The sequence below is a fragment of the Streptomyces sp. NBC_00986 genome, from assembly GCF_045162565.1.
Classification (GTDB): domain Bacteria; phylum Actinomycetota; class Actinomycetes; order Streptomycetales; family Streptomycetaceae; genus Streptomyces.
The window spans coordinates 10,638,746-10,664,652 of sequence record NZ_CP108733.1 but is presented as its reverse complement, the minus strand read 5'-3'; the positions used below and the strand labels follow the sequence as shown (position 1 = coordinate 10,664,652).

Annotated in this window: 21 protein-coding genes; 9 read left to right on the top strand and 12 right to left on the bottom strand. The window is 70.0% G+C overall.

Annotation, left to right across the window (positions count from 1 at the left end):
* Positions 1-81: 81 nt before the first annotated feature.
* Positions 82-858 (bottom strand): phosphotransferase, encoded by a 777-nt coding sequence (locus OG504_RS48020; protein ID WP_405995472.1) that lies wholly within the window; start codon positions 856-858, stop codon positions 82-84.
* Positions 859-1,089: 231 nt separating this feature from the next.
* Here OG504_RS48020 and OG504_RS48015 point away from each other — a divergent pair, with 231 nt between their 5' ends.
* Complete coding sequence (locus OG504_RS48015; protein ID WP_405995471.1) at positions 1,090-1,266, top strand: hypothetical protein; 177 nt, start codon at positions 1,090-1,092, stop codon at positions 1,264-1,266.
* Positions 1,267-1,277: 11 nt separating this feature from the next.
* On the opposite strand, the gene OG504_RS48010 is transcribed toward OG504_RS48015, so the two are convergent.
* The gene (locus tag OG504_RS48010) at positions 1,278-2,747 is read right to left on the bottom strand and encodes an APC family permease (protein ID WP_405995470.1); all 1,470 of its coding nucleotides are present in this window, start codon (positions 2,745-2,747) and stop codon (positions 1,278-1,280) included.
* A 127-nt stretch (positions 2,748-2,874) separates the two neighbouring features.
* Between OG504_RS48010 and OG504_RS48005 the strand changes: the two genes are divergently transcribed.
* Positions 2,875-4,059, top strand: coding sequence for an ROK family protein (locus OG504_RS48005; protein ID WP_405995469.1), 1,185 nt, complete (start codon positions 2,875-2,877; stop codon positions 4,057-4,059).
* A 102-nt stretch (positions 4,060-4,161) separates the two neighbouring features.
* Positions 4,162-6,888, top strand: coding sequence for a glycosyl hydrolase 2 galactose-binding domain-containing protein (locus OG504_RS48000; protein ID WP_405996608.1), 2,727 nt, complete (start codon positions 4,162-4,164; stop codon positions 6,886-6,888).
* A gap of 49 nt (positions 6,889-6,937) precedes the next feature.
* Here OG504_RS48000 and OG504_RS47995 read toward each other — a convergent pair whose 3' ends face one another.
* Positions 6,938-8,368 (bottom strand): hydrolase, encoded by a 1,431-nt coding sequence (locus OG504_RS47995; protein WP_405995468.1) that lies wholly within the window; start codon positions 8,366-8,368, stop codon positions 6,938-6,940.
* A 231-nt stretch (positions 8,369-8,599) separates the two neighbouring features.
* Between OG504_RS47995 and OG504_RS47990 the strand changes: the two genes are divergently transcribed.
* Positions 8,600-8,863 carry a GlsB/YeaQ/YmgE family stress response membrane protein gene (locus OG504_RS47990; RefSeq protein ID WP_019057177.1) on the top strand — a complete coding sequence of 88 codons (264 nt, stop codon included), beginning with the start codon at positions 8,600-8,602 and terminating at the stop codon, positions 8,861-8,863.
* Positions 8,864-9,091: 228 nt separating this feature from the next.
* On the opposite strand, the gene OG504_RS47985 is transcribed toward OG504_RS47990, so the two are convergent.
* Genes OG504_RS47985 through OG504_RS47975 form a run of 3 tightly spaced genes read right to left on the bottom strand, consistent with a single transcriptional unit; the run spans position 9,092 to position 11,297 of the window.
* On the bottom strand, positions 9,092-10,039 hold the full coding sequence (locus OG504_RS47985) for an NAD-dependent epimerase/dehydratase family protein (protein ID WP_405995467.1): 948 nt from the start codon (positions 10,037-10,039) through the stop codon (positions 9,092-9,094).
* A gap of 57 nt (positions 10,040-10,096) precedes the next feature.
* On the bottom strand, positions 10,097-10,873 hold the full coding sequence (locus tag OG504_RS47980) for a GNAT family N-acetyltransferase (protein WP_405995466.1): 777 nt from the start codon (positions 10,871-10,873) through the stop codon (positions 10,097-10,099).
* Positions 10,874-10,913: 40 nt separating this feature from the next.
* Positions 10,914-11,297 (bottom strand): MerR family transcriptional regulator, encoded by a 384-nt coding sequence (locus OG504_RS47975; RefSeq protein ID WP_405995465.1) that lies wholly within the window; start codon positions 11,295-11,297, stop codon positions 10,914-10,916.
* Between the two features lie 76 nt (positions 11,298-11,373).
* Here OG504_RS47975 and OG504_RS47970 point away from each other — a divergent pair, with 76 nt between their 5' ends.
* The gene (locus OG504_RS47970) at positions 11,374-12,588 is read left to right on the top strand and encodes an MFS transporter (RefSeq protein WP_405995464.1); all 1,215 of its coding nucleotides are present in this window, start codon (positions 11,374-11,376) and stop codon (positions 12,586-12,588) included.
* 85 nt (positions 12,589-12,673) lie between these two features.
* Here OG504_RS47970 and OG504_RS47965 read toward each other — a convergent pair whose 3' ends face one another.
* Positions 12,674-13,573, bottom strand: a complete 900-nt coding sequence (locus OG504_RS47965) for an SDR family oxidoreductase (protein WP_405995463.1) — start codon at positions 13,571-13,573, stop codon at positions 12,674-12,676.
* A 192-nt stretch (positions 13,574-13,765) separates the two neighbouring features.
* On the opposite strand from OG504_RS47965, the gene OG504_RS47960 reads away from it, so the two are divergent.
* Positions 13,766-14,677, top strand: a complete 912-nt coding sequence (locus OG504_RS47960; protein ID WP_405995462.1) for a LysR family transcriptional regulator — start codon at positions 13,766-13,768, stop codon at positions 14,675-14,677.
* A 182-nt stretch (positions 14,678-14,859) separates the two neighbouring features.
* Here OG504_RS47960 and OG504_RS47955 read toward each other — a convergent pair whose 3' ends face one another.
* Positions 14,860-15,531: a chaplin gene (locus tag OG504_RS47955; RefSeq protein WP_405995461.1), complete on the bottom strand. Its 672-nt coding sequence runs from the start codon at positions 15,529-15,531 to the stop codon at positions 14,860-14,862.
* A 333-nt stretch (positions 15,532-15,864) separates the two neighbouring features.
* On the opposite strand from OG504_RS47955, the gene OG504_RS47950 reads away from it, so the two are divergent.
* A complete protein-coding gene (locus OG504_RS47950; protein WP_405995460.1) occupies positions 15,865-17,451 on the top strand; it encodes an alpha/beta hydrolase in 1,587 nt (528 codons plus the stop codon).
* Positions 17,452-17,460: 9 nt separating this feature from the next.
* Here OG504_RS47950 and asnB read toward each other — a convergent pair whose 3' ends face one another.
* Together asnB and OG504_RS47940 are read right to left on the bottom strand one after the other, a co-directional pair.
* Entirely contained in the window at positions 17,461-19,302 is a 1,842-nt protein-coding gene (gene asnB / locus OG504_RS47945; RefSeq protein ID WP_405995459.1) for an asparagine synthase (glutamine-hydrolyzing), read from the bottom strand.
* Positions 19,303-19,591: 289 nt separating this feature from the next.
* Positions 19,592-20,854, bottom strand: a complete 1,263-nt coding sequence (locus tag OG504_RS47940; RefSeq protein ID WP_405995458.1) for an arginine deiminase — start codon at positions 20,852-20,854, stop codon at positions 19,592-19,594.
* Between the two features lie 229 nt (positions 20,855-21,083).
* Between OG504_RS47940 and OG504_RS47935 the strand changes: the two genes are divergently transcribed.
* Positions 21,084-22,184, top strand: coding sequence for a chemotaxis protein (locus OG504_RS47935; RefSeq protein ID WP_405995457.1), 1,101 nt, complete (start codon positions 21,084-21,086; stop codon positions 22,182-22,184).
* Between the two features lie 94 nt (positions 22,185-22,278).
* Positions 22,279-23,304, top strand: a complete 1,026-nt coding sequence (locus OG504_RS47930) for a Gfo/Idh/MocA family protein (RefSeq protein ID WP_405995456.1) — start codon at positions 22,279-22,281, stop codon at positions 23,302-23,304.
* Here the strand turns inward: OG504_RS47930 and OG504_RS47925 are convergent.
* Together OG504_RS47925 and OG504_RS47920 are read right to left on the bottom strand one after the other, a co-directional pair.
* Positions 23,294-25,321, bottom strand: coding sequence for a phosphocholine-specific phospholipase C (locus OG504_RS47925; RefSeq protein ID WP_405995455.1), 2,028 nt, complete (start codon positions 25,319-25,321; stop codon positions 23,294-23,296). The genes OG504_RS47930 and OG504_RS47925 overlap by 11 nt on opposite strands.
* 139 nt (positions 25,322-25,460) lie before the next feature.
* Positions 25,461-25,874, bottom strand: a complete 414-nt coding sequence (locus OG504_RS47920; protein ID WP_405995454.1) for an SsgA family sporulation/cell division regulator — start codon at positions 25,872-25,874, stop codon at positions 25,461-25,463.
* Positions 25,875-25,907 lie beyond the last annotated feature (33 nt).

Below are 25,907 nucleotides of genomic sequence, written 5' to 3'. Positions count from 1 at the left end.
CACACTCAACGTTATGCAGGCAGTTACCTGCATGTCAAGGCGGGCGGCTTCGTCCGACTCATTCCGATCTTCTACGACGCCTCAGCGCAGCAACGCGCCCAGCTCGCGGCGGTGCGCGGCCACCCAGTCGTACGCGTCCTGGATCTCCTCCACGACCCCGCTCGCCCGCAGGCCGGCCATGCCCCGTTCCCCGCGCTCGGCACCGGCCTCGATGCCTCGCCGGCAGCGGTCCTGCCACCACAGGACCGTGTCGAGGAGCCGGTCGGCGCCGTCGAGTTCATCGAGGCCGTACGCCTCGCGGATCAGCGCGATCCGGCGGGCGGCCTCGGGCACGTCGGTGACGCCCGGGCCGAGGTCCAGGTACTGCCAGCAGACGTGGGCGACGTCGTGGACGCGCTCGCCGGGGGCGGCGAGGTCCCAGTCGACGAAGGCGAGCGGGTGCCACGCGCCGTCGTAGACGGTGTTCTTGGGGGCGAGGTCGTTGTGGCAGACGACGTCCTGGTCACCGGCCTCCGGCGTGCCGTGCGTCAGGTCGTGGAACGTGCGGACGAGCTGCGCGAGGCGCACCAGGCTGTCGTCGGTGCGGGCGGCGGACCGTTCCTCGGGGCCGACGGCCGCCCGGCCCTCGATGTACCGGAACACCTCCCGCCCCCGCTCGTCCGCGCCGAGGAAGCGCGGTGCCCCGGCCCACCCCCGCCGCTCGAACAGCGCGAGCAGTCCGGTCACGAAGGGCGACCGCTCCGCCGGGGGCGGAGTGCGTCGTACGGTCTCCCCGACCCGCACGACCACGTTGATCACCCCTCCGCCGAGCGCCGATTCCTCCACGTGGCCCGCCTCCCCGAAATCGTTCGACCGCACGAGTATCGCTTGGCACGCTGCTCGGATGGATCATGCGGAGGCACTGCCCATCGGGAGGCGAGGCAGGTGGTGGTCGGCGAGACCAACTTGGCCACCACGTAGGGGAGTTGCGCTACACCTAGGTATCAGCGACTCGTGTGCGCGAACCACGTGAGCGTGCTCAGTGAAACGTCTGAAGAGTTTCGTCAGGCGTTGGGGGGACTTGCGGATCGCACGGGTGCTGCTCATCGCATGAGACGAACACCTCAACAGATCAACAGACGTGGCGAGTTGGAGCACGAGCTCGCCAACAGCGCCCGTAGAGCACGCCTGTTGGACGAGCGGGCGCCCACCGACACTGTGCGGGTGGTGACCGACGGGCGCTCCGTCGTCGATGTCGCGGAGGACGTGCCGGCCGCGACCGGTTGAGTCAACAGGCCCTAGGCGCCTGCGGGTTCAGGGTCCGGGGTCGTCTCCGTGAGGTACTCCTCCGTGATCTCCTTCGGGCCGAACGGCCAGACCTTCTCGAAACGGGCCCAGATGACGAACGCGACGCAGCCCAGGGCCAGCCAGGCGAGGGACCACTCGATGGGGTGACGGCCCGGCGAGTTCTTGTCGGCGTAGCCGTAGATCACGCACCAGCCGACGAACGCGACGATGCTCGGCACGGGGTAGAGCCACATGCGGTACGGGCGGCGCAGGGCCGGCTGGCGTTTGCGCAGGACCGTGAGGGCGATGATCTGGGCCAGTGCCTGGACGATGACCATGACCGTGGTGAGGAGTTGGATCAGGGTCGCCAGGTCCGTGTGGCGGCCGATCAGGAAGCCGATCGCCGTGATCACACCCATCGTGGCCAGGCCCAGCATCGGGAAGCGGTGCTTGGGGTGGAGCTTGGCGTAGGGGCGGAAGAAGACGCGTTCGCGGGCCGCGTCGTAGGGAACCCGGGAGCCACCGAGGAGGCCGGTGAAGACCGAGGCGAAGGCCGTGATGAGGATCAGGACGGTGACCGTGTCGGCGGCACCCTTGCCCCAGGTCTTCTCCAGTACCGCCGAGGCCACCGAGGTGGAGGCGATGTCGTTCACGTTCGTCATCCGGTGCCAGTCGATGACGCCCAGCGTGCCGATCTGCAGCATCAGGTAGATCGCCATGATGCCGACGATGGAGAAGAGGATGGAGCGCGGGAGCGTGCGGCCCGGGTCCTTGATCTCGGCGCCCATGTACGCGGTGGTGTTGTAGCCGAGGTAGTCGTAGATGCCGATGGTCAGGCCGCCGGCGAAGCCGAGCCAGAATTTGTCGCTGCCGAGGTCGAAGGCGTGCGCCGGGTAGGTGAAGGCGAGGTGCGCGCTGAAGTCGCTCGCGGCGGCCACGATGACCAGGAACACCGCGGCGATCATCACCACCCACATCACGGCGGTGATGCGCGCGATGTTCTCGATGCCGCGCCACAGCAGGAGGACCACCACGGCGATCACGCCGAGGCCGATCAGGTCGCCGGACGTCTTGCCCAAGTCCGGTGCCAGATAGCCGAGATACTGCACGAAGCCGACCACGCCGGTCGACATGATCAGCGGGATGAAGAGCATCGCCGTCCACACGAACAGGAACGGCATCAGCCGGCCGGTTCGGTACTGGAAGGCCTGGCGCAGATAGACGTAGCTGCCGCCGGAGCCGGGCATCGCGGCGCCCATCTCGGCCCACACGAGCCCGTCGGCCAGCGCGAGGATCGCCCCCGCGACGAAGCCGATGACCGCCTGCGGGCCGCCGAACGCGGCGACCATCAGCGGGATCGTCACGAACGGACCGATGCCGCACATCTGGCTCATGTTGATGGCGGTGGCCTGGAAGAGGCCGACGCGGCGGACGAACCCGCCGTCGGGGGGCGGGCTACCGGGAGGCGGACTACCGGACATGGGAACTCCTGGGGCTTGTCACGGGGAGAGGGAGACGGGGTGGCCCGGTGCGGGTGACTGGGCGATAAAGTTAAGGAGCCTTACTAGACTCGTCAAGAGGCTGTCCCGGATACCGGAGAATGATGCGATGCCCGTCAGTGACGTCGTGGAGCGGCCGGACCAGCCCTGGAGTCGTCAGCGACTGCGCAGTACCAACGCGCGGCTGCTGCTCGACCGGCTGCGCACCGCCGGTGCCGCGTCCCGCGCCCAACTCGCCCGCGAGACAGGCCTGTCGAAGCCGACGGTCTCCAGCGCGCTCGCCGCACTGGAGGAGGCTGGACTCGTGCACGAGGTCGGCACGCAGGCCCCCGAGCGCGGCCGGACCGCCGTGCTCTACGCCCCCGACCCGTCCGCCGGGTACGCGCTCGGGATCGACGTCGGGCGCAGCTGGCTGCGGGTCGCGGTCGCCAATCTGGACGGCGAGGTGGTGGCCCGCGCGGACGTCCGCAACCGGGCCCGCAGTTCGGGCGCCATGGCCGAGCTGGTGGTCGCCACCGCCCACCAGGTCGTCGCGAACTCCGAGGTCGAACCGGCCGCGGTCGTCCACGCCGTGGTGGGCACGCCCGGTGTCTACGACGAGCAGCGGCGCCGGGTGCGGTACGCGATGCATCTGCCGGGCTGGGGCCGGGCCGGCCTGTTCGACCGGATGCGGGAGGAGCTGGGCGTCCCGCTGGAGGTGCACAACGACGCGAATCTCGCGGCGCTCGGCGAGTACACGTACGGCGTCGGCGCGGGCAGCCGGCTGTTCGCGTACATCATGATCGGCACCGGTCTCGGCATGGGCGTGGTCAGCGAGGGGCGGCTGTTCACAGGGGCGCACGGCAGCGCCGGGGAGATCGGGTTCCTGCCGTGGCCGGGGCAGCAGAAGCCGGAGACGCTGGAGGACGCGGTGTCCGGGGTGGCCGTCGTGGAGGCCGCCCGAAGATTCGGCATGAGCGGGCAACAGCTCACCGCGAAGGCCGTCTTCGACGCGGCCCGGCAGGGAAACGCCGCGGCGATCAAGGCGGTTGAGCTGGAGGGCGAGCGGATCGCACACACGGTGGCGGCCGCCGCGGCCGTCCTCGATCCGGACCTCGTGGTGTTGGGCGGCGGAGTCGGACACAGCGTGGATCTGCTGCTGCGCCCGGTGCGGGAGAACCTCCGCGCACTCACTCCACTCAGGCCGAAGATCGTGCCCAGCGCACTGGGCGAGGACGCGGTGCTGCTGGGTGCCGTGGCCACCGCGCTCGGCACCGCGCGGGACCTCGTCTTCAAGCGCCACTCGGCGACCTGAGCAACTCACTCACGGACACAGGTGTTTGACAGGCATCGTCGGGCGCCCTACCTTCTGGTGCGGTTAGTAAAGCTTCCTAACTTGACGAGGCTGGAGACCGCCGTGTTCCACCGCCCCGCCGTCCCTCCACTCCGCAGAAGCCGTCTCGCCACGGCCGCAGTCGCCCTGGGCCTCCTGGGTTCCCTCACCACCGGCGCGTGGGCGGGGGCCCGGGAGTCGTCCCCGCCGCAGCGCGAGCAGGTCCCGGTGACCGCCGTACGCTCGACCGCCGGGACCGCCACCCCGCTGTCCGGCTACGCGATCCAGTCGTCCGCCAAGGTCACCGACTCCGCCACTGCCGTCTCCTCCCCCGGCTACCCGGCGACCGGCTGGTACCCGGCCGGTGCGCGCTCGACCGTCCTCGCGGCCCTGATCGCCGACGGCGTCTACCCGGACCCCTTCTACTCGACCAACCAGCAGAAGATCCCCAAGGCCGACTTCCAGGTGCCGTGGTGGTACCGCAGCGACTTCACGGTCGCCGACCCCGGCAAGCGCACCTACGTCGACTTCAGCGGGGTGATCTCGGCGGCCGACGTCTACGTCAACGGCAAGCGGATCGCCAAGGCCGCGGACGTCAACGGTGCTTATACACAACATGAGTTGGACGTCACCTCGCTCGTCCGCTCCGGCACGAACACGGTCGCCTTCCGCATCCGGCCCAACGACCCGAACAAAAACCTCACCATGGGCTGGATCGACTGGCTCCAGCCGCCGCCCGACGAGAACATGGGCATCGTCCGTGACGTCCTCGTCCGCCGCGGCGGCCCGGTCGCGCTGCGCGACGCACATGTGGTGACGAAGCTGGCCGTGCCGTCGCTGGCCTCCGCGGACCTGACGGTGAAGGCACAAGCCCGCAACGACTCGAACGCGCCCGTCACCACGAAGGTCAGGGGCAGCATCGGCACGACGACCTTCGAGAAGACGGTCTCCCTCGCCGCACACGAGACGAAGACCGTCACCTTCGGCCTCCACCTGGCCTCCCCCAGGGTCTGGTGGCCCGCGGGCATGGGCGGCCAGCCGCTCTACGACCTCGACCTCACCGCCTCCGTAGCGGGCACCCCATCCGACACCGCGCACCAGACCTTCGGCATCCGCAACGTGCAGGCCCCGCTGAACTCCGCCGGCGACCGCCAATACCGCATCAACGGCCGCAAGTTGCTGATCAAGGGCGGCGGTTGGTCACCGGACGAGTTCCTGCGCTGGGACAGGACCTACGTCGAGGACCGCCTGAAGTACGCCCTCGACCTGGGCCTGAACACCATCCGCCTGGAAGGGCACATCGAGCCGGACGAGTTCTTCGACCTGGCCGACCGCTACGGCATCCTCACCCTCCCCGGCTGGGAGTGCTGCGACAAGTGGGAGGGCCAGGTCAACGGGGACGAGACCGGCGACAAGTGGACCGCCGCCGACTACCCGGTCGCCAAGGCGTCGATGGCCGCCGAGGCCGCCCGACTGCGCGACCACCCGAGCGTGATCTCCTTCCTCATCGGCAGCGACTTCGCCCCTGACGCGAAGATCGAGAAGACGTACCTCGACGCACTGAAGGCCGCCGACTGGAAGACTCCGGTGGTCGCCGCCGCCTCCGACAACTCCTCGCCGGTCAGCGGCAGTTCGGGAATGAAGATGACCGGACCCTACGACTGGATCCCGCCCAACTACTGGTACGCCAAGCGCGAGGGCGGCGCCACCGGCTTCAACTCCGAGACCAGCGCGGGCCCCGACATCCCCACCCTGGACACCCTGCTCCGCATGATGAGCCCGGCCGAACTGGCCACCCTCTGGAAGGACCCGAGCGCCAAGCAGTACCACCGCTCGCCGTCCTCCACCTTCAACACCCTCAAGCTCTACGACAACGCCCTCACCGGCCGCTACGGCCCGCCGACGAGCCTCACCGACTACGTCCGCAAGGCGCAGCTCGCCCAATACGAGAACGTGCGGGCCCAGTTCGAGGCGTACGAGCGCAACGCCACCGACGCCTCGAAGCCGGCGACCGGGGTCGTCTACTGGATGTTCAACAGCGGATGGACCTCCCTGCACTGGCAGTTGATGGACCGCTACCTCGACCAGGGCGGTGCCTACTTCGGCGCGAAGAAGGCGAACGAGCCGCTGCACATCCAATACTCGTACGACAACCGCTCGGTCGTCGTGGTGAACAACAGGAACGCCTCCGCACACCGACTCACCGCCCGTGCAACCCTGTTCAACACCGACGGCACGCGGAAGTACGACAAGAAGGTGCCCGGGGTGAAGGTCTCCGGCGGCGGCGCGCACAGTACGGCGCTCACCCTGCCCTCGCCCTCGTCGGTGCGCGGGCTGTCGACGACGTACCTGGTACGGCTGACCCTGACCGACGCGTCCGGCAAGGAGGTGAGCCGGAACGTGTACTGGCTCTCCGCCAAGCCCGACACGCTCGACTGGGCGCACACCGACTGGTACTACACGCCGACGACGAGCTACGCCGACCTCAAGGGGCTCAACTCGATGGCACAGGCGCCGGTTTCGGCGACGGCGTCGACCGAGGCGGGCCCGCACGGCACCTCGACCACCACGGTCACGGTGCGCAACTCCGGGAAGGGTAAGACGCCTTCACTCCTCACCGACGTCCATCTCGTAGACTCGGCGGGCAAGCCGGTACTGCCGGTGCGGTGGTCCGACAACGAAGTGAGCCTGTGGCCCGGGGAGTCGACGACACTGACGGCGATCTACCGGACGGCGGATCTGCACGGGTCGGCGCCACGGGTGCGGGTCTCCGGGTGGAACACACCGGAGCGGACGGTCGCGGCACGGTAAACCGGTGAACCCGTGGGACCCGGCCGCCGCCGGGCCCCACGGGTCGTCGTCAGCTGACGTTCAGCGCTGTGTCGTCGATGACGAAGGATGTCTGGAGGGTGGACCCTTCGACACCGGTGAATTTGATGGTGGCGGTGGTGCCGGCCAGGGAGGAGACGTCGAAGGACTTCAGGACGTATCCGGAGGCCGCGTTCAGGTTGGAGTACGTGGCCAGGGTGGTGGAGCCGGCGGTGACCGTCAGCTTGTCGTAGGCGGTGCTGGTGGTGGTCTCCGCGGTGTCGATGTGTAGATAGAAGCTGAGGGTGGCAGAGCAGCCGGACGGGATGCTCACCGACTGGGACAGGGTGTCGGTGGTGGCGGTTCCGTAGCCGTCCAGCCAGGCCTTGTACGAACCGGTGCGGGCGGCCTCGCTGCTGGAGGTGGTGATGACGCCGCTGCTGGCGGTCCAGGTGGTGTTGCCGGACTCGAAGCCCGGGTTGCCGAGCAGTTGGGCGGCGGTGCAAGTGCCGCCACCGCCTCCTCCTCCGCCCCCGCCGCTGCTGCCGTCGCCGGCCAGCCACGCGGTGGCGTTCAGGGCGAGGGCGGCGTTGGTCGCGCCGGTGTCGTTCCAGCCGTCGTAGAGCGTGTTGCCGGACTGTCCGGTGCCGTCGTCCATGGGTGAGCTGTCGCCCCAGAAGGCGACGCGGCCGCTGCCGAAGGTGCTGGTCGCGAAGAACGCGCCGGTGTTGCCGGAGTAACCGCTGCGGTACACAAGGCCCTTGACGTTCGCGTTGTCGGCGGGCTTGAGGGTGGCCGTCGTGCCGTCGGCGATCAGGCTCTTGGTGACCGTTCCGAAGGCGCCGTTCAGGACCTCGTTGGTGCTGTCGCTGATCGCGGCGGGGTAGCCGGAGCTGATGTCGAGGGTGTCGATGGAGAAGCCGAACGGGTCGGTCGAGTCGACGCTGTTGTTGGTCATCAGGTCGTTGAGGATCTCGACCGCGTCCTCGCCGTCACTGTTGCGGTCGGCGCCGGTGTGGTCCGAGATCATGAACAGGCCGCCGCCGTTCTGGACGAATGTCATGATCGCGGTCTTCTCGGCGGTCGTGAACAGCGTGTTGGGCTCGGGCAGGACCAGCGTGTCGAAGTTCGACAGGTCGGTCGTCGACGAACCGCCGTACGTCAGCGCGCTGGTGGCGGTCTTCAGGCTGTAGTCGCCGGTCTTCTGCAGGGCGACGCCCCAGGACGAGAGCGCCCCGGTCCAGTCGGTCTCGGAGGACGGGGAGGAGTCCTGGGACAGCGGGTCGGGCTTGCTGGTGGAGATGATCCAGTCCGCGTTGCCCGCCTCCTCGGCGTGGCCGTCGTCGAACAGGACGCGGTTGGTGGTGGCCGCGTGCGCGGGCGTGGCCGTGGTGGTGACCTGGAGGGCGGCCCCTGTGACGAACAGCCCCAGGCCGGCGAGGGCGGTGGTGAGTCTACGGCGGGATCTTCTGGATCCAAGCATCCGACGAACCTCCATGAGGGGATGGGGAAGGGTGCGGTGCGGGCGCCTGATCTGCGCGCGTAGAACGGTAGTTGGGGAGTTCTACACGCGTTGAACGATTGAAAGGTACATGGCATGAAGGGGTGGTGAACAGAAAGTCCCGGCAATAACAGGCAACAAAACTCCGGCGGACTGCCTTGGCGTCCAGCGGGCACATGAAGAGAGCAGGACTATCGACAAAGAGGGGCGGAGATGGAGATCTCGGGCATCATCAGTGCCATCATCATCGGCATCATCATTGGCGTGCTGGGACGGCTCGTCGTCCCTGGGCGCCAGCACATAGGCGTTCTGCTGACGATCGTCGTCGGCATCGTGGCCGCGCTGATCGGCGCGGCGATCGCATCGGGCCTGGGGGTCGCCGACACGAAGGGCATCGACTGGATCGAGTGGCTCATCCAGATCGGCCTGGCAGCGGTCGGTATCGCCGCGCTGGACCGGTCGAGGGCGCGCCGCTGAGCCTGAGGCGGGACATGCGTCACGGGTGAGACCGGGCGGCGGCCGGCATCTGCGGGCCTGCCGCCCGATCCCCGCGTCCCGCACTCCCGACTCTCCTCACGGAGAACCCTGTTCACCGAGCAAAACTCCGCTCGTCGATCCGGGGCCCGGCCCGTCGGGTCGGCTTCGCTGCGCCTGTTCCTCCGTTCTTCAGGGAGGGGCAGGCGCAGTCGGCGTAGCCGAACGCCCTTACCGCGAGGACGAGTTGACGGAGTCGGCGCGCAGCGCCGCGAGACCGTCGCCGCTGGACGGGTACACAGGCGTCCAGCCCAGTTCCCGCTCGGCCTTCGCGCTGGACACGCGCAGGTTGCCGGTCATCACCGTGTGCGCGTACGCCATCGGCCGAACCGTCCACAGGGGTACCGCCATAGGCTTCGGCAGGCCGAACTCCCGTGCCACGCACAGGACATGGGCTCGGAAGCCGAGCGGTGTGCGGTCGGTGATGTTGTACGCCTGTCCGGGGCGCCCACGCTCGACGGCGGCGGCCACCGCGCGGGCCGCGTCGGTGAGTTCGACCCAGGGCAGGACCCGGCCGTGGTCGTCCGGGACGGGCAGTCGGCGCCTGCGCAGCATGGGGAACAGGGCGTCGGTGCCGCCGGGGCCGTAGAGGAGGCCGAAGCGGAGTGCGATGCCCTCCAAGTCCTGCGCCTCGAAGGTGAGTTGCTCCTTGGTGCGCATGCCCTCGATGTGTTTCTCCAGCTCCGGTGTGGTGCCGTGCGGGCCGAAGGGGTCGTCCTCGGTGAGGGGGCGGGTGCCGAAGTCCCCGTAGCCGTAGCCGAAGACCATCGACTCGCTGATGAAACGGCGGGCGCCGGTGGCCCGCGCGGCCTCGACGAGGTGCGCGGTGCCTTGGATGCGCAGGGCGTCGGTGGCGTGCATGTCGCGGTGGCGCAAGGGTGCCTTGTGCAGCGCGGTCGCGGCGTGGATCACCGTGTCGAAGTGGTGTCCGTCGACCGCGCGGAGCAACCCGTCGCGGTCCATGAGGTCGGCGCGGATGCCGTTGCCGGGTCCTCGGCCGAGGCCGGTCACCTTGTGGCCCGCGTCGGTCAGGGCCTTGGTGATGTGGCCGCCGAGGACGCCGGTGGCACCGGCGAGGAGGATGCTCCGGCTGTTGTCATGGGGCGCGTTCGTCGTCATGACCGTGCGACGGATCGGGTCGGCGCGGATGTGACATCAACTGCTTGAGCTGCGGGTCTACGGCTCGTACACGTACGGCGTGGTCGTGGTCAGCGGGGAGAAGCCGAGGCGTTCGAGGATGGGGCGGCTCTGGTCGGAGGCGTCGACCTGGAGGTAGCGGTAGCCGCGGTCGGCGGCGATGCGGGCGCGGTGGGCGATCAGGGCGCGGTAGATGCCGCGGCCCCGCCAGGCCTCCACGGTGCCACCGCCCCACAGGCCGGCGAACCGGGTGCCGGGGACGAGTTCCATGCGGGCCGCGCTCACCGGTTCGTCACCGGCGAGGGCGACGACGGCGACAACTGTGTCGGGTTCGGCGGCGAGTTGGGCGAGCAGACGGGCACGGAGCCGGGAACTGTCCGTGCCGAAGGCCTTCTCGTGGACGTCCGCGACGAGGTCGATGCCGGCCCGGTCGGTGGCGGGCAACAGGCGGATGCCGTCCGGCAGTTGGGCGTCGAGGGTGAGTGCGGCGACCTCGCCGATCATCAGGGTCTCCTGCGGCTCCGGCGTGAACCCGGCCGCCGACAGCCGCTGTCCGAGATCCGTCGGCAGGTCGTGGCCGTAGAGCTTCCACTCGAAGTCGCGGCCGAGCGCGGTGAAGTACGCGATCTGCTCGGCGATGGCCGCGTCCGCGTCCGTCTCGTCGAGGTCCGACCACAGGACGCCGTTCCAGCCCTGCGCGTCGGCGACCTGGCGCACCACTCCGCCGACCCGCTCGACGCGGGACCCGGGGCCGTCGGGTCGGGCGCCTTCGCGCAGGTCGCGGTCGTGGAGGGCGAGTACCGAAACGTGATCCATACGCTCACTTCAACATCCGCGGGCGACCCCGGCAACGGGATTACGCGCCCCGCGCCGGCACGTCCGCCCGTACCGCCGCGAGATACGCGCTCAGCCGGTCGCGGTTGCGGGCCAGGCAGTCGATGCGGGCCTGGATCCGGTCGACGTGGTCGCTGAGCAGCGCGGCCGTCTCCGGGGAGAGGCAGTCGGCGGGGACGTGGATCTCGTCCGGGCCGGAGAGATACGGCAGGATCGCGCGGATCATCTCGGTGGTGAGCCCCGAGTCCAGCAGGCCGCGGATCTGCTGGACGTCCCGGACCGCCGGCTCGCCGTAGGAGCGGTAGCCGTTCTCGGTGCGGTCGGGGTGCAGCAGGTCCTGTTCCTCGTAGTAGCGCAGGAGACGGGTGGGGACGCCGGTGCGGCGTGAGAGCTCGCCGATCTTCATGTCTGCCTCCGGAAACGGCGTGCCGGCGCGGGGCTCGCTTGCCTTCACACTGATGTGAGGGTTCGACCATGGTCCCATGACCACCGCATCCCCGGCCAAGGGCACCGCTCTGCCCTGGTCCGGGCTCCTCGCCCTGTCCACGGCCGCCTTCACCGCCGTCCTGACCGAACTCCTCCCCGCCGGTCTGCTCCCCCGGATGGCCCCGGCCCTCGGCGTCTCCGAGGCGCGGGTCGGCTTCCTCGTCACCGGTTACGCGGTCGCCTCCTTCCTGGCCGCGATCCCGGTCACCGCGGCCCTGCGCGGGCTCCCGCGCCGCCCGGTCCTCGTCGGCACGCTGCTGGGCTTCGCCTGCGCCAACGCGGTGGTCGCGCTGTCGCCGTCGTACGCCGTCACCTTCACCGCCCGCCTCCTCGCCGGGGTCATGGGCGGCACGATGTGGGCGATGCTCGCCGGGTACGCCGCCCGGATGGTGCCGGTCGAACGGCGCGGCCGGGCGATCGCGATCGTGCTGGCCGGCATCACCCTCGCCCTCTCCCTGGGCGTACCCGCCGGCACCGCGCTCGCCGGGGCGGTCGGCTGGCGCACGGCGTTCGGGATGCTGGCCGGTCTCGCGGTCCTGGTGGTGGTCTGGATACGACTGCGGGTCCCCGGCTTCCCCGGTGAACTCCCGGGCGCCCGCGTCCCGTTGAGGGGTGTCGCCGTACTCCCGGGGATTCCGGCCGTCCTGTCGGTCACGCTGTTCCTGCTGCTGGGGCATCAGGTGATGTACACGTACGTCGCCCCGTTCGCGGCGCACTCCGGCTACGGCCGTGCGGACGTCGTCCTGCTGGTGTTCGGGGCCGCCACGGTCATCGGGATCTGGGCCACCGGGATGCTCGTGGACCGGTGGGCGCGGCCCACACTCCTGGGCGCGACGGCGCTGTTCGTCGCGGTCATGTGTGTCCTCGGCCTGTATGCCGACTCCCCCGCGGTGCTGCTGACCTCCGTCGCCGTGTGGGGAGTTGCCTTCGGCGGGGCGCCGACCCTGATCCAGACCGCACTCGTCACCGCCTCCGGCCCCGAACACGCCGACGTGGCAACGTCGTTGCAGACCACGGTGTACAACGCGGGCATCGCCGGGGGCTCGTTCACCGGCGGACTCGCACTGTCGAGGTGGGGCGCCGGGGCCTTGCCCTGGACGGCGCTGCCGTTGGTCGCGGCCGCACTCACCGTGGTCGCGCTGGGCCACCGGCACGCGTTCCCGTCGACACCCGTGGAGGCCGAGCAGCGCGTCAACTCCCCTTGCCCGTAAGCGCCCTAAAGGGGCGCGGGGAACTGCGCGACCAGCCCCCACCGCCCCGCAGACAACTGACAACGGACCGCGCCCGTCCTGTCCCCTACGCCTCCCCGAAGTAGTGCCCCGTCTCAAGATCGGCGATCAACCCGACCTCCACCGGCTCCCACCCCGTCTGCTTCCGCGTCAACGTGCTCGACGCCGGGCAGTCCAGCGAAGCGACAAGCCCGAGGAAACCGAAGTGCTCGACCGCCTGCTCCGGCGACACACTTCCGGTCGGAACATCGAGACGGCGGGCGATGACCTCCGCAAGCTCACGCAGCGGCAGCGCCTCATCGCCGACCGCGTGGTACTGCGCGCCCGCCGGGGCCGACTCCAGAGCCCACCGGTACAGCCGGGCCGCGTCGAGCCGGTGCACGGCGGGCCAGCGGGCGGCACCCTCACCGACGTACGCCGACAGGCCCTTCTCCCGGGCCACGCCGATGAGTTGGGGGACGAATCCCTGGTCTCCGGTGCCGTGCACGGACCGGGGCAGCCGGATGACCGACGACCGCACCCCGCGCTCCGCCAGCGCGACCGCCGCGATCTCGGAGGGCTGCCGGGTCGCCGCGAACGACCCGGGTTCGACGTGGTCCTCCTCCGTCGCCACCCGCCCGTCGGCGAGCCCGGGCGTGCCCGAGGTGACGACGAACGGCTTGTCGGTGCCCGCGAGTTGCTCACCGATCGTCTCGATGGCGCGCAGGTCGGTGGCGCAGTTGGCGGCGAAGTCCGTGAAGTCGTGGATGAACGCGAGATGGCAGACCCCGTCCGCCGCGACGGCACCCGCGCGCAGGCTGTCGAGGTCGTCGAGCGATCCTCGGTGCACGGCGACCCCGGCCGCGGTCAGCGCCTCGGCGGACGCGTCCGAGCGGGCCAGTCCGGTGACCGTGTGCCCGGCGTCGAGCAGTTCACGGACCACGGCGGAGCCGATGAAGCCGCTGGCGCCGGTGACGAAAACACGCATGGTGCGTTCCTTCGATGAGATGGGGTGAGCCTGCGCCGCGATGTGCTGTGGCGCGGTGTGGTTCCATCGTGGGCGGGCACGGATTCCAGGTCCAAAGCCTGTTTCGCATGAAGCAATACGGATCAGGCATCACAGCAGGTGAGAACACCTGTCACCGGAGTCTCCGCAGTCCACACGCCGTACACTTCAGGCATGACGGACCTGCCTCCCGCGCCCGATCTCGAACTGCGTCTCGTGCGGTACTTCATCGCCGTCGCCGAGCAGCGTCACTTCGGCCGTGCCGCCGAGGCGCTGCACATCACCCAGCCGTCCCTGAGCCGTCAAGTCCGGCGCCTGGAGGACCAGTTGGGGGCCCGACTACTGGACCGCACCCCGCAGGGCACCCGACTCACGGAGGCCGGCGAGGTCTTTCTGCCGCGCGCCAAGGCACTGCTGCGCTCCACCGCCCAGGCCGCCGCCGAGACCCGCGCCGCCGCGGAACCCAGTCGCCTCACCGTCGGGTACATGGCGAACCTGTTCGTCACCCCGGCGGTGCGCGAGGTGCGGCGCCGCCATCCGGACGCCGACGTGCACGTCGTACACCTGGCCTACGACGATGTGCGTACGGCCCTGTTCGACCGTCGGGCGGACGCGGTGGTGGCCCGACTGCCGTTCCCCACCGACCAGTTGGACGTCACGATCCTCTACGACGAGCCCCGCTTCCTGCTCGTGCCGCTCGACCACCGCCTGGCCGGCAAGGAGTCCGTCACCCTGGACGACATCGCCGACGAGCCCCTTCCCCAGATGCCCGGCGCGGACCCGGCCTGGACCGCCTTCTGGCGCATCGACCCGCGGCCCGACGGCCGACCGGCACCCGGGGGTCCGGTCATCCGGGCCCTGGAGGACAAGTTCGAGTTCGTCGCCGACGGGCAGGCTGTGGCCATCGTGGCCGGTCTCCGCCCCGGCCAGACGATCCGCCCCGACATCGCGCCGATCCCCCTCCACGGCGTCGAACCGAGCCACGTCGCCCTCGCGACCCGCGCCGGCGAGCACAACCGGCTGCTGACCGCGTTCCGCAAGGCGGCGCACGCATTTCTCAGGGCTCCGGCGGAGCAGTCCGAGTAACTCCCCTACGGTCGCCGGGAGTTGCCGTACACCGACCTGTCCCTACTGGAACATCGGCATCGGCCTGCTGCCCGAAGCCCGCGGACAGGGCGTCCTCCGCGACGACCATGTCGCGCCGGACGACGGAGGCCCCACCGGTCGCGTAGCCGGTGGGGCCTTCCGTCCTGGTGCGGGTACCGGCGTCAGCGTCCCGCCCTGGGGCGGTGGCGCCGATACAGGGCGGCGCCGCCCAGGAGGAGGGCCGCACTCGTGACGGCGGCCGGTACGGTGCCGTCGGCGCCCGTGTGGGCGAGTGACGCCTGGGCCGCGGGCCGGGCGGGGTGTCCCTTCACCTCCGTCATCGGTTCCGGGCCGGGGTGCGGCTTCGCCGGTGTGGGCGGCGCGGGGGTCGGCGGCGCGGGGTGGCGGGGGTGGTCGCCCGAGGTGTTCTCGGAGTGGTTGCCCACGGTCGGGTTGCCGACGCCGACCACGCTCACGGAATTGCCGCTGAGGTTCACCGGGAGGTGGATCGGGAGCTGCACTCCGTTGCCGGAGAGCACACCCGGCGAATCCTTTTCACCGCCCTGTGCGACAGCACCGCCGTGCGGTCCGCCGGTGTTCTTCCCGCCGCTCCGCCTGCCACCGTCCGCTTTCGCGCCGCCTTCGTTGGCGCACGTGTTCCCAGCGGCGGGATTGAGGAGCCCGACCACGTTCACGGTGTTCCCGCACACGTTCACCGGCACATGGACCGGGAGCTGAATGGTGTTGCCGGAGATCACCCCGGGCGAACCGGCCGCAGCACCGTCCGCGCCGGAATCCGCGAACGCCGGCATCGCCGCGGCCAGCGCACCGGATGCGGCGGCGACGGCGATCACACCGTTTCGGGTAACCCGTTTCATAGGGTCCCTGCCTTCCAGAGATGTAGCGGGCACTCACCCGCACCCGATAAAACGCGGGCGCACCATCCGAGTTATGGCTTATCGGCCTTTCACTCCATCGAGCGTCCCGGTTATCGAACTACTCATAACGACTCCCCATCGGTCGGACACCACATCGGTCGGAAACCGTTAGTAGGAAAACCGCTTAGGCCTATTGAAGGGGCGCAGAATACGGCATCGATCACCACTCCGCCCGCCGAGAGGCGGGGCCCGCGAGGCCCGCTTATCGTGATCGAAGGCGCTGGTCACGGCGCGTTCTTGGAGGCATTGATGCTGGCCAAGCTGTCATCGCGACCCGCGTTCCGGCAGTGCGCGTTCACCGGGGCCCTCACGCTGGCACTGCTCGGCGCGGGACTGCCCGCGCTCGCCACGGCCGACGACCGGCCGCAGGCCGACCTGTCCCGGTTCTACCGGCAGAAGGTGAAGTGGGCCGCGTGCGACACCCCGGACGCGCCCAAGGACCTGCAGTGCGGGAAGGTCACCGTCCCGCTCGACTACGCGAAGCCCGGCGGTGGGACGCTCGATCTGGCGCTGGCCCGTTACCGGGCGACCGGGAAGTCGAGGGGGTCGGTGCTGCTGAACTTCGGCGGTCCCGGCGGTGCGGGTGTCAGTGAACTCGCCTCGGACGGCAAGGACTTCATGGATCTGACGAACGGCTACGACGTCGTCACGTTCGATCCGCGCGGCGTCGGCCAGTCCTCGCCGGTGAGTTGCGGCGAGGGCTCCGACCAGGGCTCGGCCGCGATCGACGAGGACACCACGGAGAGCACCGATCCGAAGGTCGTCCTCAAGCAGTTGCGCAAGGCGGCCGCCACCTGCGCCGAGTACTCCGGCCCGGTCCTGCCCCACATCGGCACGGTCAACGCCTCCCGGGACCTGGACGTGATGCGCCAGGCCCTCGGCGACAAGAAGCTCAACTACCTCGGTTTCTCCTACGGAACGCGGCTCGGCGCGGTGTACGCGGCCCAATTCCCCAAGAAGGTGGGCCGGTTGGTGCTCGACGGCGTCGACACCCTCACCGAACCGCTGTCCGAGCAAGGGATCGCGGGTGCCGAGGGGCAGCAGACGGCGCTGGAGGACTTCCTCAACTGGTGTGTGCAGGACATCGCTTGTCCTTTCGGGACGGACGCCCGCGAGGCGCCGGACCGGGCCGTACAACTCGTCCGCTCGCTCGACCAGGACCCGGTGCAGACGGACTTCGGCGACCCGTTCTCCGGTCAGGACCTGGTGGGCGCCATCAGTCAGGCGCTGTACAGCAAGCAGATGTGGCCGACGCTGGAGCGGGCCATCGCCTCACTGGTGGAGGACGGCGACACGCGCGCCATCATGGCGTTCTCGTCGGGCGGCACCGGTCTGCCGCACCTCGGCGGGGGCGGCGGGATCGTCGACGCCCAGGACGTACCGCTCGACAACCTCCCGGCCGCGCTGATGGCCGTCAACTGCGCGGACGACCCCGACCGCCCCACCGCCGAGCAGATCACCAGGAACCTGGCCGGCCTGCGCGCCCAGTACGAACAGGCGTCACCGGTCTTCGGCCGCTACCGGCTCACCGAGGTGCTGATGTGCTACGGCCGTCCCAAGGGCACCGACTACATCCGCGACGACGTCAAGGACGTGCACGCGGCGAAGATGCTGCTCGTCGGCACCCGGGGCGACCCGGCGACGCCGTACCGCTGGACCGTGGAGACGGCCCAGCGGCTCGGTTCCTCGGCTGTGGTGCTCGACAACAAGGGTGAGGGCCACACCGGTTACTCGTCGTCCAAGTGTGTCCACACCAAGGTCAACGACTTCCTGCTCTACGGCTCGCTGCCGCCCAGCGGGAGTTCGTGCCAGCCGGACAGCACCGTGGTCCCCTGAGGGACGCGTTCAGCCGAGGACGATCTCGGGCTTGTAGAGGTCCATCCAGAGCGCCAGGTCGAGGGCTCGTTCCAGGCCCCGGCGGCCCGCCTGGGCGGTGATGGGTGTGTCGCGGTGGGCGGCCTGCCGGAGCCTCTCCCGGTCGACGAGGTCGAAGACCGGGTGGGAGGGCCTGGCGAGGAGGTCCTTGGCGTGGTCCTGGAGGGCGACCGCGTACTTGGGGTCCTGCGTGGACGGGTACGGGCTCTTCACGCGGTCGTAGACGGACTTCGGGAGGACGTCCGCGGTGGCCTCCCTGAGCAGGGTCTTCTCCCGGCCGTCGTAGGACTTGAAGGCCCAGGGTGTGTTGAAGACGTACTCGACGAGCCGGTGGTCGCAGAACGGGACGCGGACCTCCAGGCCGACGGCCATGCTCGCGCGGTCCTTGCGGTCGAGCAGGATGCGGACGAAGCGGGTGAGGTGGAGGTTGCAGATGCGCCGCATGCGGTACTCGAAGTCGCTTTCCCCGTCGAGGCGTTGGATGCCCGCGACGGCGGCGCGGTAGCCGTCCGCGATGTACGACTCGGTGTCCAGGGCCTTGGTCAGGTCGGGGCGCAGGACGTCGGAGTCGTCCCCGAAGTGCCGGCCGAAGCGCACCAGCCAGGGGAAGGTGTCGGCGCGCCGGGCCTCCTCGTCGAAGAACTGCAGGTATCCGCCGAAGACCTCGTCGGCGGACTCGCCGGACAGGGCGACGGTGGACTGGTCGCGGATGGCGCGGAACAGCAGGTACAGCGAGGAGTCCATGTCGCCGAAGCCCAGGGGGAGATCGCGGGCCCGGAGCATCTTCGCGCGGACGTCGAGGTCGGCGAGGGCGTGCGCGTCGAGCACGATGTCCTGGTGGTCGGTGCCGGAGGCGCGGGCCACGTCGTGGACGTACGGGGTGTCGGGGGTGCCGCGCAGTTCGTCGGCGACGAAGTTCTCGTTCTGGCCGACGAAGTCGACGGCGAAGCTGCGCACCTTCTCGCCGTGCTCGGCGAGTTGGCGGGCGGCGATCGCGGTCATGGCGGAGGAGTCGAGGCCGCCGGAGAGCAGGGTGCAGCGCGGTACGTCGGCGACGAGCTGGCGGCGCACGATGTCGTCGAGGAGGGTGCGCACGTGGGCGACGGTGGTGTCGCGGTCGTCGGTGTGCGGGCGGGTCGCCAACTGCCAGTAGACGCGCCGCCGTAGGCCCGAGCGGTCGACGGTGACGACGGTGCCGGGCTCGACCTCGTGCATGCCGTCCCAGATGGCGTGCCGGGGTGTCTTGATCATGGTGAAGAGTTCGCGCAGGCCGTCCAGGGTGACCCGTGCCCGGGCCAGCGGGTTGGCGAGGATCGCCTTCGGCTCGGAGCCGAACAGGACGCCGTCGGCGGTCGGGTGGTAGTAGAAGGGCTTGATGCCCATGCGGTCGCGGATCATGACGAGCTGGTCGCGCCGACCGTCCCAGATGGCGAAGGCGTACATGCCGTTGAGGCGTTCGGCGACCGCGTCGCCCCATTCGAGATAGCCGCGCAGGACGACCTCGGTGTCGGAGTCGGTGGTGAACCGGTGTCCCCGGTCGGCGAGTTGGCGGCGGAGCTCGGTGAAGTTGTAGGTCTCCCCCGAGTAGACGAGCGCGACCGTGCCGTCCGCCGTGTCGACGGTCATCGGCTGACGGCCGCCGGGCAGGTCGATGATCGCGAGCCGGCGGTGCCCGAGGGCCGCGGGACCCTGGACCCAGGTGCCGCGGTCGTCCGGGCCGCGGCAGGCCATCGTCTCCGTCATTGCATCCAATGTCGCGGCCTCGGTGCGCAGTTCACGGTCGAAGGAGACCCAGCCGGTGATGCCGCACATGCGTTACCTCCTGCGTTCGGCCCGCCGGAAAGAGGTCGTCCACCTGCGTTTTCCCGCACGCCCGACCCGCACCCGCCGAACCAGTTGTATCTAGCACCTACATGACGAGCGTGTGTCACACCCACAGGGCCGGTCAACATGCCCGTAACCTGAACGGCCTTGCCGACACCGGGTTTTCGGCCGCGTTTTGCGCTCCCGAGATCCCCGGACCGGGGCCCCACCGGGCAGCGCTCGTCAGGAATCGGCCATGGGCAAAGAGTTGCTCAACAACCCGTCTGCGCCCGGAACTTCAGAACTCGACCGGGTCCCGCACGATCGGGCAGGTCATGCAGTGCCCGCCACCCCGGCCGCGTCCCAGTTCGGCGCCGACGATCGTGATGACCTCGACGCCGGCCTTGCGCAGCAGGGCGTTGGTCTGGGTGTTGCGGTCGTAGGTGAAGACCACGCCCGGCTCCAGCGCGACCGCGTTGTTGCCGCTGTCCCACTGCTGGCGTTCGGAGGCGTAGACGTCGCCGCCCGTCTCGACAACGCGCAGTCCGGGCAGGCCGAGCGCCTTGGCGACGACGTCGGTGAACGGGGTCGGGCCCTCGTCGACGATGTCGATGCCGGGGCCCTTGTCGCCGGGGCGCAGCGAGAAGGTGTGGACGCCGTCCATGACGGCCGGGTACAGGGTCACCAGGTCGCGGTCGGCGAAGGTGAAGACGGTGTCGAGGTGCATCGCGGAGCGCAGCTTCGGCAGGCCGGCGACGACGACGTGCTCGGCGGCGCCCAGGTCGAAGAGGGCCTTGGCGACTTGGGTGACGGCCTGGCGCGAGGTGCGCTCGCTCATGCCCATGAGGACCACGCCGTTGCCGACGGGCATGATGTCGCCGCCCTCGAACGTGGCCTGCCCCCAGTCGAGTTCGGGGTCGCCCCACCAGACGACGGAGCCCGCGAAGTCCGGGTGGAAGGTGTAGATCGCCTTCATCAGGAGGGTCTCACCGTGCCGGGCGGGCCAGTAGAGCGGGTTGAGGGTGAGGCCACCGTAGAGCCAGCAGGTCGTGTCGCGGGTGTAGAGGGTGTTGGGCAGGGGCGGCATCAGGTATTCGCTGACGCCGGTCGACTCGCGGACGAGGGCGACGAAGTCGGTGCGGTACTCGTCCGGGAGGTCGGTGGTGGCGAGGCCGCCGATCAAGTACCGCGCCAGTTCGGCCGGTTCGAGGCTCTCCAGGTAGGCGCGGGTCGCGTCGACCATGCCGAGGCCGACCTCGTTCGCGACGATCTTCCGGTCCAGGAGCCAGTCCTTGGCGGCGGGGATCGTCATGGTCTGGGCGAGCAGTTCGTGCAACTCGACGACGTCGACGCCGCGTTCGCGGAGTTCGTTGACGAAGTCGGCGTGGTCGCGCTGGGCGTTCTCGACCCACATCACGTCGTCGAAGAGCAGGTCGTCGGAGTTGGTCGGGGTGAGCCTGCGGTGGGCCAGACCCGGCGCGCAGACCAGCACCTTGCGCAGCCGGCCGACCTCGGAGTGGACGCCGTACGTGTGCCGGTCCACGGTGTCCTGACTGGTCACGGTGCACGCACCCTTCCGGAGGTCGGAGGACGGAGAACAGGGGCGCGCTTGTGTCCCGGGGCGCTGCTCACGTCCGTCCAGGGCCGAGGTGCGGGGCGCCGGGGGCCGAGGTACGGGCGTCTGCGGTGGCGACCCGCGTGACCCGAGGGACGTTAGCAATGAATTGCACCGTTTGCCTGGCGGGCTTCCCCCATATGCCCCGTCCGCCGATCGGCCCTATCGTGCTGTTATGGAGCACGCACTGAGTCCCGCCACTCTTACCGAACTGCGGCGCCCGCGCCCCTACCCCGCGGTCTCCGTGCTCACCCCGACGCATCGTCGCGAGCCCGACAACGCCCAGGACCCTGTCCGGCTGCGCAATGTGCTGGCCGAGGCCAAGAAGCAGCTGGAGGCCGATCCCGCGGTCCCGCGGGAGCGGCGCATCGACGTGTCCCGGCAGCTCGACCAGGCCCTCGCCGAGGTCGATCTGGCGCATGCCGAGGACGGGCTGGTGATCTTCGCCGCGCCGGGCGAGCACCAGGTGTGGTCCCTCGCCAGGTCCGTGCCGGAACGTGTGGTGCTCTCCGACACGTTCCTCACCCGCAATCTCGTCTCCGCGCAGGCCTCCGAGCGCCCGTTCTGGGTGCTGTCGCTCGCCGCGGACCGGGTCACGCTGTGGAACGGCGGCGTCGACCGGGTCACCGAGGCCCACGTCGGCGGTTTCCCGCTGACCCGCGACCACCGGGACAACTTCGACGCCGAGCGCCAGGAGCGGATCGGTGACATCCCGAGCACCTTCCGCGACGAGGACACCCGCCACTTCCTGCGTGAGGCGGACACCGCGATGGGCCGGATCCTGCGCGAGCACCGGCGCCCGCTCTACGTCACCGGCGACCAGGCCGCCCTGTCCGCCTTCGACGAGGTCGGCAGCGCCACCAAGGACGCGGTGCACATCGCGCACGGCGGCCTCGCGCACGGCACACCCGACGCCGTGTGGCAGGCCGTACGGCCGCTGGTCGACGCCGAGGCGCGCAAGAACACCGTCACCGTGACCCGCGAGCTCGAATCGGCGCGCGGGCGCAAGGAGTTCGCGGCCGGCGTCGACGAGGTCTGGCAGAACGCCCGCGAGGGCCGGGTCCGGCTGCTGGCCGTCGAGGAGAACTACCGTGTCACGGTCCGCGACGACCACGGCGACCATCTGGTCCCCGCCGACAGCGACGATCTGGACGCCCGCGAGGACATCGTGGACGAGATCGTCGAACAGTGCCTGGAGACGGGCGCCGACGTCCGCTTCGTCCCCGACGGCACCCTGAACGACGCGGACGGCATCGCGGGCGTGCTGCGCTACTGAACCCACCTCGCTGTCGGCCCCCGCGCATTCCGGAGGCCCCCTCCCCCTACGGCGTACGCTACGGCGTGATCGTCGTCGGAGAGGGAGTGCACACGTGGGTGACCTGCTGGGCGTGGCCGTGCTGGGTGCGGGACACATGGGAGCCGACCACATACGACGCCTCGACCAGGTGGTGAGCGGCGCCAGGGTCGCCGCGGTGGCCGACCCGGACACGGATCGCGCCAAGGAGGCGGTGGCCGGTCTGGACGCGGTCACGGTGCACGAGGAGGCCGTGGCCGCGCTGGACGCCCCCGGGGTCGAGGCGGTGCTCGTCGCCTCGCCGGGTCCCGCGCACGAGGAGGCGCTGCTCGCGGCCTTCGCGCGCGGGCTGCCGGTGCTGTGCGAGAAGCCCATGGCGCCCGACTCCCCCGGAGCCCTCCGGGTGGTGGAGGCGGAGACACGCCTCCGGCGACGGCTCGCGCAGATCGGGTTCATGCGGCGCTACGACGCGGAGTACCAGGGCCTCAAGTCCCTGCTGGACAGCGGGGAGTTGGGGCGCCCGCTGATGCTGCACTGCACGCACCGCAATGTGTCGTCGCCGCCGTACTTCACCTCGGCGATGCTCATCGACAGCTCGGTGTCGCACGAGATCGACGCGGCCCGCTGGCTGCTCGGCCAGGAACTCACCGCGGTGACCGTGCTCAGCCCGCGCTCCTCGGCGAACGCCCCCGCGGGCCTGCTCGACCCGCAGCTCGTACTCTTCGAGACCGACGGCGGCGCCCTGGTCGACGTCGAGATCTTCGTCAACAGCGGCTTCGGCTACCAGGTGCGCTGCGAGGCCGTGTGCGAAGTGGGCAGCGCCCGGATCGGCGAGGACCACGCGATGGTCGTCACCACCCGGGGCAGCGCCCACGAGGACGTGCCGCTGGACTACCTCGTCCGGTTCGCCGACGCCTACGACCGCGAGGTGCAGTCCTGGGTCGACGCGACCCGGCAGGGTGTGGTCACCGGCCCGAGCGCGTGGGACGGCTACGCGTCCTCCGCGATCGCCGAGGCCGGGGTCCGGGCGCTGGAGAGCGGCGGCCGGGTGGCCGTCGAACTCGCCCCGCGCCCGGAGCTGTACGCCGACGTCAGCCGCTGACGCTTGCCGCACCCGACTCCAGGTGCCCGGTGAACCGGCGCGACCAGGTCGCGTCGGAGTCGACGGTCACCGTGAAGTCGTACCAACCACCCTGGTACGCAACGGCGTTGTAGAAGTCCTCCGTCGACGCGCCCGCGGCGACCGGGTAGGTCCACGGTCCGTCGCCGCGGTAGTGGTTCGAGGTGATGGTGAACTTCACCGACGCGGCGGACGAGTTGGACATCTTGAAGTAGATCGCGAGCTTGCCCGTGCTCGGCTCGGCGGCATAACGGGTGCCCACCTCGACGGACTTGCCCGCCTTGGTCGCGTCGCCCTGGAAGTGGCGCAGGAAGCGGTTGGGGCCGACCATGGTGATGTCGTACTTGCCGCTGCCGTAGCCCGTCCCGATGTTGAAGTAGTCGGAGGCGGTGCCGCCCGGGTCGATCGTGTACTGCCAGGGCGTGGTGTCACGGTAGGCGTTGGGGTGGATGGAGAGATGGGCGGCGCTCTTCGCGGCGCCACCCTGGTTGGACATGGCGAACCAGGCGAGGATCTTGCCGCTCGACCCGAACTCCAGATGATCCAGGTACCCGTTGGGCTGGTACGGCAGTGCGCGGGCGGGCCGGGTGCCGGTCTCCTGGACGGGCAGGGCGTTGTTCGTCGGCACCGGGTTGGGCAGTGGGCCGCAGGTGGAGATGCCGATGACGCTGGTCGCGGGAAGCGAGACCGAGCCGTAGACCGGGTTGGCGAAGTCGAAGACGCCGGTCAGGTCGCCGCTGACCTTGCGGCGCCAGGTGCTGATGTTGGGACAGGGGGCGGGCTTGCCGAAGGACGAGGTCCAGGCCTCCAGGAAACGCAGGACCGACGTGTGCTCGAAGACCTCCGAGGAGACCCAACCGCCGCGCGTCCAGGGCGAGATGACGATCATCGGGACGCGGAAACCGAAGCCGTACGGGACGCCGTTGAGGAACTCGCCGTCGGTGCCGGCGGGCGGGGCGGGCGGCGGGACGTGGTCGAAGTAGCCGTCGTTCTCGTCGTAGTTGAGGAACAGGACGGTCGAGTCGAAGACGTCCGGGTCGGCGGCGAGGGCCTGGTAGACGAGGCTGACGAAGTGGGCGCCGTCGCCGGGCGGGGCGTAGGGGTGCTCGGAGAAGGCCTGGTTGGGGACGACCCAGGAGACCTGTGGGAGGGTGCCCGCGAGGACGTCGGCCTTGATGGCGGCGGCGATGTCGTCGGGGGTGGAGCCGGTGGTGGCCGGGACGGAGGACATGCCGCGGTCGTAAAGGGGGCTGCCCGCCTTGGAGTTGGCGAAGTTCTTGAAGTAGGCGCAGCCGTTGTCGCCGTAGTTGTCGGCCGCGTTCTGGTAGACCTTCCAGGTCACTCCGGCGTTCTGCAGGGACTCGGCGTAGGTCTGCCAGGTGAGGCCGGACTCGTCACCGCCGTCGTAGCTGGAGGAGTCGACCTTGCCGCTCCACAGATAGGTGCGGTTGGGGCCGGTCGCGCTGAGGGTGGAGCAGAAGTAGGCGTCGCAGATGGTGTAGTTGTCGGCGAGCGCGTAGTGGAACGGGATGTCCGAGCGGTCCAGATAGCCCAGCGAGCGGACATTGCCCACGCCCGAGACCCAGTTGTCGAGGCGGCCCTTGTTCCACGCGGAGTGCTGCGACGACCAGGAGTGCGGCAGGTCGCCGTTGCACTGGGCGAGGGTCTCGCCGTCCTGGCCGCCCGCGGCCGGGGTGGCGCTCAGCTTCCACGGGTACTGACGGCCGCCGCCACTGGGCTGGTCGAAGACCGGGTAGCCGCCGCTCAGGGTGATGCCGCTGCGGTCGTCGAAGCCGCGGACGCCCTTGAGGCGCCCGAAGTAGTGGTCGAAGCTGCGGTTCTCCTGCATGAGGATCACCACGTGTTTCACGTCCGAGATCGTGCCGGTCGCCGCCGCCCGCTGCGCCGCGACCGCCGGCCGTGCGCCGGTGCCCGTCGCCATGCCCGCCGCCACGGTGGCACCGAGCCCCACGAAGCCTCTTCGGCTGATCGGTGTCATTCGCCCCACCCTCGTCACAGGCGTGCCCGAGCGGCACACCGCGCGCAAGGGTGCACGGGGTGATCGCCAAGGTCCATACCAGGACGGTGAGATGGAGGTGAACAAAAGTCAAAGTCGGCTCCAGGATGCCGAGTTGCCGTCACACGATCCCGAACAGGGCGCTCAGGCCCTGGTCGACGAGCGCGTCCATGTCCTCCTGTCCGGTGGCCACCACGTCGTAGGTCCGCAGCAGGAAGCGGCGCAGTTCCGGGGTCTGGAAGTGGAGCAGGGCGAGTCCGAAGGGCGAGTGGAACTCCAGCACCGTGCGGGCCCGCCCGCACGGCCACAGGTGCACGTCACCGCCGCCGGCCGGCCTGCGCAGCCCCTCCTCAAGCAGCGCCCGGGCGAAGGTCCAGGTGACGCCCTCGCCGTCGAGGGAGACCTCGGGCGGGAAGTCGAGGTGCACGGCCAGCGGGTCCGAGGCGAGGTAGCGGAGCGTGGCGGACACGGGGATCTCCGTGTCGTCCGCCGTGATCAGCCGGGCTCGGGTGGGCTGTTCGAGGGTGATGTCCATGGTCGGTCTCCACTGCGGGCGTGAGGTCGGCCG